Annotated in this window: 14 protein-coding genes; 5 read left to right on the top strand and 9 right to left on the bottom strand. The window is 44.2% G+C overall.

Annotation, left to right across the window (positions count from 1 at the left end):
- The first annotated feature begins 93 nt into the window (after positions 1-93).
- Positions 94-960: an SDR family oxidoreductase gene (locus tag NSS66_RS10555; RefSeq protein WP_028540922.1), complete on the top strand. Its 867-nt coding sequence runs from the start codon at positions 94-96 to the stop codon at positions 958-960.
- Between the two features lie 261 nt (positions 961-1,221).
- Complete coding sequence (locus tag NSS66_RS10560; RefSeq protein WP_013312677.1) at positions 1,222-1,560, top strand: zinc ribbon domain-containing protein YjdM; 339 nt, start codon at positions 1,222-1,224, stop codon at positions 1,558-1,560.
- 40 nt (positions 1,561-1,600) lie between these two features.
- On the opposite strand, the gene NSS66_RS10565 is transcribed toward NSS66_RS10560, so the two are convergent.
- Positions 1,601-2,356 (bottom strand): AIM24 family protein, encoded by a 756-nt coding sequence (locus tag NSS66_RS10565; RefSeq protein ID WP_028540921.1) that lies wholly within the window; start codon positions 2,354-2,356, stop codon positions 1,601-1,603.
- A 251-nt stretch (positions 2,357-2,607) separates the two neighbouring features.
- On the opposite strand from NSS66_RS10565, the gene NSS66_RS10570 reads away from it, so the two are divergent.
- Positions 2,608-3,660 carry an LLM class flavin-dependent oxidoreductase gene (locus NSS66_RS10570; protein ID WP_340958910.1) on the top strand — a complete coding sequence of 351 codons (1,053 nt, stop codon included), beginning with the start codon at positions 2,608-2,610 and terminating at the stop codon, positions 3,658-3,660.
- A 102-nt stretch (positions 3,661-3,762) separates the two neighbouring features.
- Here the strand turns inward: NSS66_RS10570 and NSS66_RS10575 are convergent, their stop codons facing one another.
- The 5 genes from NSS66_RS10575 to NSS66_RS10595 form a co-directional block, all read right to left on the bottom strand.
- Positions 3,763-4,272, bottom strand: a complete 510-nt coding sequence (locus NSS66_RS10575; protein WP_028540920.1) for a DUF1036 domain-containing protein — start codon at positions 4,270-4,272, stop codon at positions 3,763-3,765.
- An 80-nt stretch (positions 4,273-4,352) separates the two neighbouring features.
- On the bottom strand, positions 4,353-5,861 hold the full coding sequence (locus tag NSS66_RS10580) for an aminotransferase class V-fold PLP-dependent enzyme (RefSeq protein WP_340958911.1): 1,509 nt from the start codon (positions 5,859-5,861) through the stop codon (positions 4,353-4,355).
- Positions 5,862-5,995: 134 nt separating this feature from the next.
- Positions 5,996-6,472: a DsrE/DsrF/DrsH-like family protein gene (locus tag NSS66_RS10585; RefSeq protein WP_023991039.1), complete on the bottom strand. Its 477-nt coding sequence runs from the start codon at positions 6,470-6,472 to the stop codon at positions 5,996-5,998.
- Between the two features lie 124 nt (positions 6,473-6,596).
- Positions 6,597-7,412, bottom strand: coding sequence for an NAD(P)H-binding protein (locus NSS66_RS10590; protein WP_028540918.1), 816 nt, complete (start codon positions 7,410-7,412; stop codon positions 6,597-6,599).
- 67 nt (positions 7,413-7,479) lie between these two features.
- Complete coding sequence (locus tag NSS66_RS10595; RefSeq protein ID WP_076295181.1) at positions 7,480-7,926, bottom strand: MarR family winged helix-turn-helix transcriptional regulator; 447 nt, start codon at positions 7,924-7,926, stop codon at positions 7,480-7,482.
- 234 nt (positions 7,927-8,160) lie between these two features.
- On the opposite strand from NSS66_RS10595, the gene NSS66_RS10600 reads away from it, so the two are divergent.
- Both NSS66_RS10600 and NSS66_RS10605 read left to right on the top strand, forming a co-directional pair.
- Positions 8,161-9,123 carry a radical SAM protein gene (locus tag NSS66_RS10600; protein WP_028540917.1) on the top strand — a complete coding sequence of 321 codons (963 nt, stop codon included), beginning with the start codon at positions 8,161-8,163 and terminating at the stop codon, positions 9,121-9,123.
- Between the two features lie 162 nt (positions 9,124-9,285).
- Positions 9,286-10,260 carry an aldo/keto reductase family protein gene (locus NSS66_RS10605; RefSeq protein WP_068939209.1) on the top strand — a complete coding sequence of 325 codons (975 nt, stop codon included), beginning with the start codon at positions 9,286-9,288 and terminating at the stop codon, positions 10,258-10,260.
- 84 nt (positions 10,261-10,344) lie between these two features.
- Here the strand turns inward: NSS66_RS10605 and NSS66_RS10610 are convergent, their stop codons facing one another.
- The 3 genes from NSS66_RS10610 to NSS66_RS10620 form a co-directional block, all read right to left on the bottom strand.
- Positions 10,345-10,800 (bottom strand): hypothetical protein, encoded by a 456-nt coding sequence (locus tag NSS66_RS10610; protein WP_235322344.1) that lies wholly within the window; start codon positions 10,798-10,800, stop codon positions 10,345-10,347.
- Positions 10,801-10,927: 127 nt separating this feature from the next.
- Complete coding sequence (locus tag NSS66_RS10615) at positions 10,928-12,868, bottom strand: ABC transporter permease (RefSeq protein ID WP_340958912.1); 1,941 nt, start codon at positions 12,866-12,868, stop codon at positions 10,928-10,930.
- Positions 12,858-13,619, bottom strand: coding sequence for an ABC transporter ATP-binding protein (locus NSS66_RS10620; protein WP_340958913.1), 762 nt, complete (start codon positions 13,617-13,619; stop codon positions 12,858-12,860). The genes NSS66_RS10615 and NSS66_RS10620 overlap by 11 nt, the downstream gene beginning before the upstream one ends.
- Positions 13,620-13,657: the final 38 nt, after the last annotated feature.

Consider the following 13,657-nt stretch of genomic DNA (forward strand, 5'->3'; position numbering starts at 1 on the left):
CCCGAAAAGCAGACCTTTAGACTCTAGATTAGACATGTGTTATATTTTTAGTTACTATATAAAAGTGAATACAATTTGAATGGAGGATTTCATATGAAAATTGCATTAACAGGAGCAACGGGGCAACTGGGTTCCATCGTGGTAGATACGTTGCTTACATTTGTCTCCGCAAACGATCTTATTGTTAGCGTAAGAAATCCAGAAAAAGCAGAGAACTTACGGTCTCGTGGTGTTGACGTTCGTCATGGCGATTTTGATAAACCGGAGACGCTGGATCAGGCGTTTGCTGGAGTAGATCGACTGCTGATTATATCCGCAGACGGGGATAATGATACTAGAATCCGTCAGCATAAAGCGGCTGTTGATGCTGCTGTGCGTGCTGGAGTAGGCTTCATCGTTTATACTAGCGCTGCCAATGCCGCTGACAGCACTCTATTCCTTGCGCCCGTACATCGTATCACGGAGGAGTTCATTCGAGAGTCAGGTATTCCTTACTCCTTCTTGCGTAATAATTGGTATCTGGAGAATGAGGCAGGCACGATCCAATCCGTACTCGCGGGGGCTCCTTGGCTAACCTCGGCAGGGTCCGGTAAAGTAGGTTGGGCTACCCGCGCAGATTATGCGCAAGCAGCTGCAACCGTTTTGTCTGGCGAAGGGCATGAGAATACAATATACGAGCTCTCCGGTAAGCCGATTACCCAAGAAGAGTTTGCAGCGGTACTTGCTGAGGTTCTGGGCAAAGACGTTCCTGTACAGCAGGTGGATGATGCTACGTATGCCGAGGTTATGCTCGGTGCGGGAGTCCCGGAAGGTGCCATCCCTATTGTGGTCGGTATTCAACAAGCAATTCGTGAAGGAGCCTTGGATGTCGTAAGCAACGACTTCGAGAAGCTGTTGAAACGCCCCCTTACGCCGCTTAGTCAAGGAATTAGTGAACTGATCAAGCAAACCCAAGCATAATAAACGTGCCGTAAAAAAGGATGCTGCCTAGGAAGACAGCGTCCTTTTTAGTTACATGTTTACCTCTCGGCATTTTCAGTAGACAGAACGCTTACATATAAGGTACAACAATACTCAGATTAGTTTCATCAATGAGTGGAATCGTGACGGATTATCCAATATACTTGTAGGGAACTCCAAGGAAGACTTGGAGCAAGCTTGGTCTATCAAGGAAGTTTAGCATAGCAGTAGAATTTGAAAATGAATGGAGTACATAATACCATGTCTAATTTACCAAATTGTCCTGAATGTAATTCAGAATACACTTATGAGGATCGCAGTCTTTTCATTTGCCCGGAATGCGCTCATGAGTGGTCTACCGAGTCAGAAGCAAGCAGTGAAGACGTAAAGGTTGTTAAAGATGCGAATGGTAACATCCTGCAGGATGGTGACTCTGTAACTGTCATTAAAGACCTTAAAGTGAAGGGAAGCTCATCCGTCTTGAAAATCGGGACCAAAGTAAAAAACATCCGTCTGGTGGATGGCGATCACGATATTGACTGCAAAATTGATGGTTTTGGAGCAATGAAGCTAAAATCGGAGTTTGTAAAAAAGAATTAAAATGCAAGAAAGGAGAAGCCGAGGGCTTCTCCTTTTTTATTTACAATGGTGCTAACCATACGGTTCCCGTTCCCCTGTACACATTTACCAGCCCTTCGCCGGAAGCAGCCGAGCCCATTTTGGTTTTCCCGGATTTTTCGACGGTGAACTGTAAGGTATTGGACCACATGAGGGCAAAGTTACCATCCACCTTCAGCACATCATTTTGCAATTCTATAACGACCGCTTCCTCAGAAGGGATTGGAGCTTGAAGTGCCAGAACTCCTTTTCCGCGGGCGCTTAAATTAAATAACCCTTCTCCACCCAGTGCAGCAGAGGAAAGATTACTACGTGCAACGACGGAAATGTCCAGCGTCGTGTCACAAGCCAAAAACAAGCCGTCTTCGATGGCAATATCATCATTGTCGACATCAATAAGCCAAATATATTGGTAAGTAGGCTCCAGCATAATGGTACCCGTGCCTCTATAGTGTGGTTTAATGGCACCTGTTCCCGTTACAGCACCGGACACCAAGTTTCGCATTAAGCCTCCAACGCCTTTTACACCAGTAGTCATTTCCATGCTACCCACAGTATATTGCATGGCTCCCGCCTTCATCATAATCTCGCTATTGTTGATTTCGATCATGAGCTGTTTGCGGCGCATATTACTTTTGCTCATATAGTAATTGTCTTTCGCAGCCATAACCGAGGTAGAACTCAAATCTGTTATGTATTCTAGTACCGTAAATCCACCTAATTGGTCAGTCATGGCAACATTGCTGTTATCCTTTAAATTGTTAATGACAAAAGCCATAAATGTATGTGCCTCCTTGTTGTATTCATGTTGTGGGGATGGGAATCTTCTTTATTCCATAAAATATTCGACAAAGAGACTTCTTTTCCTGCGGCGAATCTGGACACTTCCCTTGGCTGGTTTTCAGACTCAAAAAAGGAGAGCTTGAAAAAGATGTGAAAAAGGTTCAATATAAAGATATCGGTTTTTAAAATGATTGGCTTCGAAAGCAGTCGTATGAGAATGAGGCATGAAAATAGGGGGGAGAACAAGTGGAGATAGGTATAAGCACATTTGTAGAAACAACGCCGGATACCCAAACGGGTGAGGTTATCAGTCATGCACAACGAATACGTGAAGTGGTCGAGGAGATTGTGCTTGCAGATCAGGTAGGGCTGGATGTGTACGGCGTGGGGGAGCATCATCGTAAAGATTATGCGGCATCTGCTCCGGCTGTTATCCTCGCTGCTGCAGCAGCAGAGACCCAACGAATTCGGTTAACCAGTGCAGTTACGGTGCTTTCATCGGATGATCCCGTGCGTGTGTTTCAGGATTTTGCTACACTGGACGGTATTTCGAATGGACGGGCTGAGATTATGGCAGGCCGGGGTTCTTTTATCGAATCGTTTCCGTTATTTGGGTACGATTTGGATAACTACGATGAGTTATTCGATGAAAAGCTGGAGCTGTTATTGAAAATACGAGATTCCGAGAAAGTCACCTGGAAAGGCGGACATCGGCCTGCAATTCACAATTTGGGCGTGTATCCACGTCCAGTTCAAAATCCGTTGCCTGTATGGATTGGGAGTGGGGGCAATCAGGAATCTGTGGTTCGTGCAGGCTTGCTCGGGTTGCCGCTGGTTCTGGCGATTATTGGGGGTAGTCCTGTACAGTTTGCCCCGTTGGTGGAACTGTATAAAAAAGCCGCTAGGCATGCCGGTCATGATGCATCGCTGCTTCCGGTTGCATCACACTCGCATGGTTTTATCGCAGAGACTACTGAGCTGGCAGCGGATAAGTTCTTCCCTTCCACTCAGCAGAGCATGAATGTGCTTGGGCGTGAACGTGGTTGGGGCCCTTACACTCGTTCCAGCTTCGATGCCGCACGCAGCTTTGAAGGAGCGTTGTATGTGGGCGATCCCGATACGGTTGCCAAGAAAATCATTCATCTGCGTAAACAGGTAGGCATTACACGTTTTCTGCTGCACGTGCCCGTCGGTACGATGCCGCATGATGATGTCATGAGAGCTATTGAGCTATTGGGAACAGAGGTAGCACCACGGGTTCGTAAAGAGATATCCAAGTGGGAATCCGAGAGTAAATAAGCGGTTACCTCATAGATAAAAGAGAAAGGAGCAGGCCATGGGGGTGAGGTCGCTCCTTTTTTGGGTTCTAAAAAACTATATGCGAGCTGATCAGATCATTTTTTATTTGGTCCGTTTTTTATGCGCAATACGTTTTTGCAATAAAGTTTTGCCTTGTTTTAGTCTCTTAGGTGTTGCAGGAACTCTGCGCAAAATAGGTTTCTCTTGGGTTGCTTTGGAAGGCAATGTCATGCGGAGTGTGGATGATGCAGGTTTTCTTTGACTGCTGCTCGTTACAAAGTTGATGGTGTAGTCCAAGACGAACGGACTAACTGCGATTCTCCGCAGTCCCACGCTTCTACAAGTGGTACAGCCTGTATCCCAGCACCAATTGAAGGCATTTTCAGGAACTTGAGTGAAATATGAACCCCGCCATTCGCGTCCAAAATCATCTTCAGCGTAGTAAAAGAACGTATTACCTCCTGCGAAGCCGCTCCAAACCTGAATAGTCTGTCCGGGGTTAACACGGTACCAGCCTGCTTTAGAGTAGTTAACAGGAGTACAGCTGAAGTCCGGGTAGGCAAAAACTACAAAGATAGCTGCACTAGTACTGTTGCGAAAATTGAGCCCCATTGTCGTCACTTCTTTCCTCATATAGTAATTTACAGTGTATCCTATGAGAGTTTTGAAAGAAGGGAACGGACATGAGTCTCTTAATCGCTCAAATTGAACCATTTGCTGATGTCTATTTTGTGATGTTCATTCATAGATCGCCATTCGTTTGATTCTGATTGATAGGTATAATCTTTTTGCCAGATCATGATGTTTTCCACGATTGCCCGTATGGAAGAGGCGATATAGGAGACTTCCTGATTCGTCATCATGGGATGGAGCGACAGACGCACCCAGCCCGGTTTTCGAGATAAGTCTCCCGCATGGATCAGGTCTGTCATTTGTTTAGATGTTTGTGGGTCGATGCCCAGCAAATAATGTCCGTAGGGGCCTGCACAAGAGCAGCCGCCCCGGACCTGAATGCCAAACCGATCATTCAATAGTTTCACAATCAGGTTATAGTGAATATGGCCGACAACGAAAGAAACGATTCCCATTCGTTCTTGGCTACTTCCTCCTAAAATGTGTAGGTCTGGTATGGTACTCAAGCTCTTTAGTAATAGAGATGTCAGTTCCTTTTTGCGCTCCAACAGGCGCTTCTGTCCCATTTGTTCCTTCAGCCGAATGCAGAGCGCCGTTCGAACGGCCTGTAGAAAAGCAGGCGTCCCTCCATCCTCACGGGCTTCAGTATTCTCTTTATACTCGTATCCACCCCAAGGATTGGTCCAGCTAACTGTGCCCCCTCCGGGCTGATCCGGAGCACAATTGAGGCACAGCCTCGAATCCACAATTAAAACGCCACTTGTACCGGGCCCCCCAAGAAATTTGTGAGGAGAAAATACAATCCCGTCCAGCTTCTCAAGCGGATCTGTACGGTGCATGTTGATCTCGGCATAAGGTGCGCTTGCCGAAAAATCAACGAAACAAACGCCACCATGTTCGTGCATTTTTCGGGCTAGCTGGTAAATCGGCACTTCGAACCCTGTAACATTGGAGCAGGCGGTAAAGGCGCCGATTTTGATAGGACGATGCTGGAATTGAAGCAGCAGTCGTTCGAGATGAGTTGGATCGACAATTCCGCCGGGACCCGGAGAAAGACACACAACGTCTCCAATGGTTTCTGCCCAGGAAATATGATTGGAATGATGCTCCATGTGTGTAACGAAAATAACGGGACGTTCTTTTTCGGCGATGGGGTAGAGGGGCTTTAATTTTTCATGTATTTTCAATCCTAACAGTCGCTGAAGCTTATTCACTGCACCTGTCATACCGGACCCGGCGAACAGGATGATATCATGTTCATTGGCATGAACGTGGCTCTTAATGATTTGTTTCGCTTCTTCATAGGCTTGGGTCATCAGAGTACCTGTCAAATTAGACTCCGTATGCGTGTTCGCCACAAAAGGGCCTAATTCATTAGCTATTTTCGACTCGATGGGTCCATACAGACGGCCGCTGGCTGCCCAATCCGCATAAATCAGCTTTTTTTGCCCATATGGAGATTCAAAGGTCTGGTGATATCCGATTGTACTTTCACGATACCTTTGGAAATAAGCCTCGTTAGAAGGCTGATACCTACAATTACTGCTTCCAATTCGAGCCATGAGCATACGGCGCCTCCCAAGTCGTTCTGTCTTCTTAGGGTACGTAGGTAGGCCCGAATAGGTTAAAAAAAATAGGCGAGTGTCATCATTTAGTCACAATAAAGGCCTCATTCAACAGCCGGATAAGGCGCAAGTTTATCTTATATAAACAACTGCATATCGGATTCGAGCGCATCTTTTAAATACGTTTTGGCCTCGATAATTTCCAGTTCAGGTATAAATTCTTCCGGTTTAAAGCCCATAATATCGACCGATAGCTTACAGGCATAAAATTTCACATTTTTCTTCCGTGCTCCTTTCAAGAAATGAATGAGCTTCGGGGCTTCGTTATCTTCGATCATTTCAGTCAGCATCAGCTTGCCAAGGCCGCTAAAATTCATTTTGGATAATGGCAACTCTTCGGGTCCTTTTGGAGTCATCCAGCCCATGATTTTTTCATAAATCGTCTTGTCCTCAAACGTCATCTTGTCAGGATCACGAACCAGAAATAGTCCCCAGAACGCAAAAAACATCGTCACATCCACGTCCAATTCCCGCGCTGTATTTGCCAGAATCAGTCCAGCCATTGCCTTATCATAATCGCCGCTGAACATAAGCAGATTCATCCTTTTATCCACAATTCCCGCCTCCATTACCAATAGATATATTCAGTATGGATTTGGGAATGAGAAGTATGCCCAGTTCACATATCGCTCACAATTTATGGAGTGGGTGTTGGTAAAAAAATTTTAGCGTTGCTTTTCATGTGGAGATAAAGGGACGGATGCTTTCTTTCAGTGAAGTGAGCGGACCACCGATCAACTGTTCCAATTCATCCGACGTGGAGCGCGTATCTATTTTGCCCAAAAACCCAAATATCCAATTTTTGATTTGGGGGTCATGACGGAGGGAGACGGATCTGCCTGTAAGCTCGGTCAAAGCTGCTGTCAAATCTGAAAAGGTCCAGGGACTGGAGGAGACGAATTCATATTTCTTATTCTTATGGCGGTCTGGACCGGATAGCACTGCTGCGATCCCTCTGGCAAGATCCCAACGCGTGACGGTGTTAAATTTCCACTCTCCAGGGTAAATATCGAGTGCGCCCTTCGCTATGGCGGCGTTCAGGTCGAGAGTTTTGACAAAATCGGTATATAATGCATTCCGTAGAAAAGTGTAAGGAATTCCGGTGGTGCAAATGGCGTGTTCTGTAGCCAAATGCAGATTGGAGAGGGGGATAGAGCTGGCTTCAGAAAAGGCAAAGCTGGTGTATAAAATGTGTTCTACTTTACATTTTTTAGCTACTTCTATGATATGAGTATGTTGACGAATACGAATCGTATCGTCGGGATGTGAACTTGAAATCAACAACAGTTGGGAAGCACCCGCGAATGCTTGCTCAAGCGAATCGGGTTGATCGTAGTCACCTAATCGTACTGTAATTCCCTGTGCCTCATAGTGTTTTCCGGTTTCAAGGTGGCGAACACAAGCGGTAATTTCATGAGGTGAGACTTTTTGAAGGAGCTGTTGTATGATTAGGCTCCCCAATTGACCATTGGCTCCAGTAATAACGATCGACATGGAATATCATCCTTTTTATACAAATGGGATTTTAGTTTAGGGCTTAACCAATTGAGTAGAAAAGCCGTTACGTCCTCTTTAATTTGTTGAGCAGGGAAAGGAGCTGCTTCAATTCCTGATCATTCAACACTTGCATTTTTTCCGCAATCCTCTGTCGGTTTTCGGGTAAATTACGCAACAGGAGGCTTTGCCCTTCACTTGTTATAGAAATTACCGATTTTCTGCCGTCCATGGGATGGCCTTCCCGGCGAATGAACCCTTCGTTTTCGAGCGGGGTGAGCAGCAGGCTAATATTTGATTTGGTGACTCCGATCCTTTGGGCGAGCACAGATGGGAGAATTGTGCCTCCTTCCTTCATGATTTCAACTAGAATTCGAATTCTGGCTCCATTGGTTCCCTTCGAATGCCAGTATTTTTCTGAGACATCAACTAATCCGGCTGTCGTTTCCACCAGTGAAAAGAAAACCAGAGAATGCAGCGGCAAATCAAGTACATAATCCTGTAGGTCTTTCAAACGATCACCACCATAAATGTAGTTAAGGACTTAACTAATATGAATTTACTAAAGTTCGGCAGTACTTGTCAAATTAATTTTTTCAGCGCTGATAGGAGGATTCCCAAGGCCGTTACCGCTATGGTATCTGTTTGGCCCCACCGTTACCAATGTCATATCTACAAACCGCTCCTATTCTGTATAATCTCAAGGGAATTCAAGACATAAGCCTGAGATCGGGAGGATCATGAGAAAGTGAGTATAGACAACAAATATAAAGCACTTGAGCTGGAAAAGCCGGGCATCTACGAGCTGGAGGGACTGGAAGTCGGGGTCACCTCTAATTGCAACTTCAAGTGTGATTACTGCTGCGCGTATCAGCGGAACGATGGGCAATGCATTAGCAGCAAAGAGGTCATTGATATTATTGATGACATTCCAACGTTAAAACGTGTGCGACTGTCCGGGGGAGAAGTGACCTTGAAGTATGAGGATTGTCTGGACATTGTGGCTCACTGCTCAAGCAAGGGCATTGCTACCCAGCTCAATACCAATGCCAGCTTGCTCAGCCCTGAACGAATTGAGAAACTACGTGATGCAGGACTTTCCAACATTCATATCTCTTTCAACTTCACGGATGCCGATAAATATGCAACCTATTATCATGTTCATCCTCGCATGTATGAGAAAATCGTCCAAAATATCCGGTTATGTACCGAAGCCAAGCTGGAAACGGTGCTGGAGACGTTGCTGTTTGCGGAGACGCAGAACAACATGCCAGCGATTAGCGAAAAGGTATATGAACTCGGTGTGCGCATCCATGAAATCCAAAACAGCATTGTGATGGATCATACGAACTGGAATGCTATTTCCACCAAGGAAGCGCTCGTCCGTTCCGTTCATGACCTGATTGCACATAAGAAAGATGATACTGTGTTGTATTTCACCTGTATGGACCGTTTTGCAGAAGCGCTGGGCTTCAAGGAACAGCCTGGTGTTTATTTTTCCAACTGTGTTGATGGTAAAAAACAGCTCCATCTTCACGGGAACGGGGACATCCTGATCTGTGAGCTATGCCATCCTGTGGTCATCGGCAATATTTATAATGGAACATCCCTAAAGGATATTTACAAAAATAAACCGAAGCAGCTTCAGGAGTTTCTCGACAAACTGCCTTGTCCCGCATATGATGCGCTTTTTCCTGTAGGAAGCAAGTAAATATGATTTGAGATTGTGAGGCTATAAGCATCTACCACCCTAACAGTCAGGGTGGTAGATATCCTTCATATAACTCCATGAGTCCTTTATCAATGATTTTAATGAAAGGGTTTACATGTTAAAATATAAAAATATGATCTTCTTATGAAAGAAGGAGTAGATATGAAATATAGAAATGTAGGCAACAGTGGTCTTAAAATTAGTGAAATCGGTCTGGGTAGCTGGTTAACGTACGGTACAGCTGCCGAGCAGGAAGCAGCTCATACCTGTATTGCCAAAGCCTTTGAACTCGGGATTAATTTCTTTGATACCGCGAACGCGTATAACCGGGGAGAAGGCGAGAAGGCTATGGGAGCTGCCTTGAAGCCTTATCGAAGAGAGAGCTATGTGTTATCTACCAAGGTTTACTTCCCTATGGATTCTGGTCCCAATGACAGGGGACTGTCACGCAAGCACATTATGGAGCAATGTGAAGCGAGTCTGAAGCGTCTTGGCACGGATTATATCGACATGTACTTCTGTCATCGTTATGATTCGGACACTCCTTTGGAGGAGACGCTGCGAGCGCTCGATGACCTTCAGGCTCAGGGTAAGATTCTATACGCTGCTGTCAGTGAATGGAGTGCTGCCCAGCTCACGGATGCCTATGGGATTGGAAAAAGGCTGAATTTGCGGCCACTGATTGCCAATCAGCCGATCTATAATATGTTCGAACGTTATATCGAACATGAGGTACTTCCCGTATCCGGGCAGGTAGGTATCGGCCAAATTGTATTTTCGCCTCTGGCCCAAGGTATCCTCACGGGTAAATACAAGCCTGGACAACCTTTACCGACGGGCAGCCGCGGAGCTGATGCCTCTGTCAATAATGTCATCAGCAGTTACATGAACGATACCGTTCTAAACTGTGTTCAGGATCTGGATAAGCTGGCGAAGGATTTGGGTATCACCCTGTCACAGCTCGCGCTTGCCTGGATTCTGAGAGAACCGGGTATCAGCGCTGCGCTCATTGGGGCCACTAAACCGGCACAAATCGAAGAAAATGTAAAAGCAGTCGAAGTGACGCTGCAACCGGAGACATGCGCGGAAATTGAGCGGATTCTCAAGCAAGCAGAGGGTTTTGAACCTTTGCGTTAAGCGTTCACATGAGCCTCTGTAGAGAGGAACCATTAATGAAAAAGTCTCGCTCTTCCTGTGCGTAACAGAGAAAGGCCAGACTTTTTAACTTGCTTCAAGCATGGCATAAATACCTGAAACGACACTAAATACAATCCCGCTTACTAAAACAAGGATTTGCTTCTTACTGAGATCCAGCGGATCAAAAAAGATAGGCAACAGCCATTTTAGGCTGATGACAGCCCATAAGCCCTCCAGTAACCCTAGCAGCAACACCTTTTGTCCCCAGTGAAACTTCATTTGCGGTGTTAGCGGACCTTCAAGAAACTGGTCACCTGAAGTGTGGAGATTCCAAGAAACAATAACTACGAATATAAGGAGAGTTAATAGGGTTGACATAATATAGGTGATATCTTTTTTAGCCTTTTTCGTGAGTTTCGGCGATCTTTTAAACTCAGGAAAGCCAATCAGGAAAAAGACGATTCCTACGATAATAGCCACGCCTACAGAGGAACCGAGTATGATATTGGCTACGATGCCGATGCCATTGATGATTAACAATAAAATAAGCTCTCCCCCTTTGGGGTAACGATGATAGTTATTTTATTGTACACATAGGAACGAAAATGCTCAAATATTTGGAAAAGCCCCAGCGCTTTCGCCTGGGGCTTTTTTTTCTTTTTGCCGATTACAATGCTGATTTAATGACCTTTTTATAATACAGGATGGATAGTATCCCGAAAATGGAATATAAGGCGGTGTACAGCACCATAACGATGATCATAGGCATCCAAATTTCAGTTCCAAACAAGAACCAGCCAGATTGAACGGCAAAATAGCTGTGTGAAAGGCCAATTACTAGTGGAATGCCGAAGTTAAAGAGTTGTTTTATTTTAATGCCTCTAAGCAGGTCGCTCTGGGTGAACCCTAACTTTCTTAACACGGTGTAATTGGCTTTTTCGTCTTCGCTCTCATCCATTTGCTTAAAGTAAAGGATGCAGCCTGATGTAATGAGAAAGGTCAATCCTAAAAAGCCAACTACAAACATGATCACTCCCATGTTCCGCTTCTGATTGCTGCTCATTTCAAGGCGTGATGTTTGTTGATCATTAAAATTCGCAGCTGTAAAGAGACGATTGGCTTCTTCCATTTGTTCTGCATTTATCATATCAATTCCGATATATAAGGATGACTTTTTTTGAATCCGAGGATTTGCATCCTCCTTTAACCGTTCAAAGATAGTTTCGTCTACAATGACAGTGGGTAGTCCGCCGGCTGTAAAATAGTAGGGAATCACATACTCCTTTTTTAGACCCACATATTGTTGGTGTATGACTTCCTTATTTCCCTTCAAATCCAATGGACCTGAGTTTTTCAAGGACATGAATTTCTGTAACAAATCATTATAGCCCGTTAAAATCGTTTGGCCTGGAGATACATCCGTACCCTTCACAGATTGATCGCTTATGACAGGCAACGTCATGGAATTCGCACCGATATTTAATCCTTCCAGAGGAGTGTCCATAATTTGCGCTGTGTTCACACTGACTTGAATAACTTCAATTTTCTTTTCACGATACTTTATGTCATGCTCCTGAAGTAACATTTTGAATTTCTCCGCATCCGGCACATTCGTCATTGCAAAATGGGAAGGCACATTGTCCTCAGCTGCTTGATCCGCAGAATAATAGGCGATATAGCTTAAGGAGAGTAAACCGATGGCAAGTGCCGATACCGTCGTAATAATGGTCAACAACAAAGCATTGGATTTCATACGGAACATAATGGATGAGAGAGACAGCACCTCATTAATGTTCAAATAGCCGCCTTTACTTTTTCTGATGATATTGGAAATAAAGCGGATAGATCCTTTATAAAAAAGGAGTGTTCCGATGATGACAGAGCCCAAAATAAACACCATAGCCATAAATAACTCATTCATGGATGTAAAGTCTCCACCAAACAATTTGGAAGAAACATAGTATCCTAAAGCGATGAATGAAACTCCGATGATCCCGATGATCATCTCATAGATAGATATTTTCTTGATTTTCCCTTCGGTGGTTGAGGATACTCTGAACAAAGACAAAATACTCTGTCTTTTGATAAAGGAATAATTCATGAGCATAATCAATAGGTAGATGATACCAAAAACGATGAGTGTTTGAGTCAATGCCTGGTTAGAAAAATATAAAGTGGCAATGGCTTCGACGCCCGTCGTCTTAAATAAAATCATGATCACTAATTTGGAAAAGGAAAATCCAACCCCAATTCCGATGAATAGTGAACTGAAGTATAGAATTAAGTTTTCAGCACTCAGGATGCGAAAAATTTTATTTTTGGTCATTCCGATCAATTGAAATAGGCCAATTTCTTTGCTGCGTCTTTTTATAAAGATATTATTAGCATACAAAAGGAAGATGCAGACAATAGCGACCAGTAAAACGGAAGCTGCCCGTATGGAAGCTGCACCTTTAACAGAACCCTTCACTTCGTCCATGGAGGGATCGTATTGTAATGTGACAAAAGCGAAATAGAGCGCAACACTGAAAATGAGAGCAAAAACATAAAGGTAATAATTTTTCAGGTTTTTCTTCAAATTTTTCAAAATGAGCAGATTAATGTTCATATTGGACCCCGCCTAAGACCCCTTGGGTTTTCATGATGTCCTGGAAGAAGCTTTGTCTTTCCTGCTCGCCTTTGTGAAGCTGCGTATACATTTGCCCATCTTTAATAAAAATGACTCGACTGCAATGACTGGCTGCGACAGGATCATGCGTGACCATAATAATGGTTGCCTTGCGTTTTTGGTTTAATTGGCCCAGCTTATTTAATAAATCGGAAGCCGACTTGGAATCCAGTGCACCTGTAGGTTCATCGGCAAAAATAATACTGGGCTCATGAATAAACGCTCTGGCCGCAGATGTACGCTGCTTCTGTCCACCCGAGATTTCATTGGGGTATTTGTCCTTTAGCTCATAAATTCCCAGTTCTGTAGCTACTTCCTGAAATTTTTGGTTGGCTTCTTTTTTAGGCGTTTTGGTGATGGATAAGGGTAAGAGAATATTCTCCTTCACGGTTAGCGTATCCAGCAGATTATACTCTTGAAAAATAAAGCCTAAATGCTTTTTGCGAAATTCAGCCAGTTGCTTTTCTTTCATTTTCGTCATTTCGATATCATTGATTCTAATGGAGCCTTGGCTCACTTTATCAATGGAGGAAAGAACATTCAGCAGTGTGGTTTTACCTGAACCGGAGGCTCCCATAATACTGACAAATTCCCCTTCTTCAATGACGATATCTATTCCCTTCAAAACCTCCTGCATATTTAACTTATTACCGTAGCTTTTATGAATTTTATGGGCTTCTAAAATATTCACTTCGATGCACTCCTTATTGTTCTTGTAGCCTTATTATA

Origin of the sequence: Paenibacillus sp. FSL R10-2748 (assembly GCF_038005565.1) — a bacterium.
In the GTDB taxonomy this organism is placed as follows: domain Bacteria; phylum Bacillota; class Bacilli; order Paenibacillales; family Paenibacillaceae; genus Paenibacillus; species Paenibacillus polymyxa_B.

What these genes read in the sequence shown, in the direction of transcription:
- NSS66_RS10555 (WP_028540922.1), top strand. Translation starts at nt 94, where the DNA reads ATGAAAATTGCATTAACAGGAGCAACGGGGCAACTGGGTTCCATCGTG.
- NSS66_RS10580 (WP_340958911.1), bottom strand. Translation starts at nt 5,861, where the DNA reads ATGCTCATGGCTCGAATTGGAAGCAGTAATTGTAGGTATCAGCCTTCT.
- NSS66_RS10575 (WP_028540920.1), bottom strand. Translation starts at nt 4,272, where the DNA reads ATGGGGCTCAATTTTCGCAACAGTACTAGTGCAGCTATCTTTGTAGTT.
- NSS66_RS10560 (WP_013312677.1), top strand. Translation starts at nt 1,222, where the DNA reads ATGTCTAATTTACCAAATTGTCCTGAATGTAATTCAGAATACACTTAT.
- NSS66_RS10605 (WP_068939209.1), top strand. Translation starts at nt 9,286, where the DNA reads ATGAAATATAGAAATGTAGGCAACAGTGGTCTTAAAATTAGTGAAATC.
- NSS66_RS10615 (WP_340958912.1), bottom strand. Translation starts at nt 12,868, where the DNA reads ATGAACATTAATCTGCTCATTTTGAAAAATTTGAAGAAAAACCTGAAA.
- NSS66_RS10590 (WP_028540918.1), bottom strand. Translation starts at nt 7,412, where the DNA reads ATGTCGATCGTTATTACTGGAGCCAATGGTCAATTGGGGAGCCTAATC.
- NSS66_RS10565 (WP_028540921.1), bottom strand. Translation starts at nt 2,356, where the DNA reads ATGGCTTTTGTCATTAACAATTTAAAGGATAACAGCAATGTTGCCATG.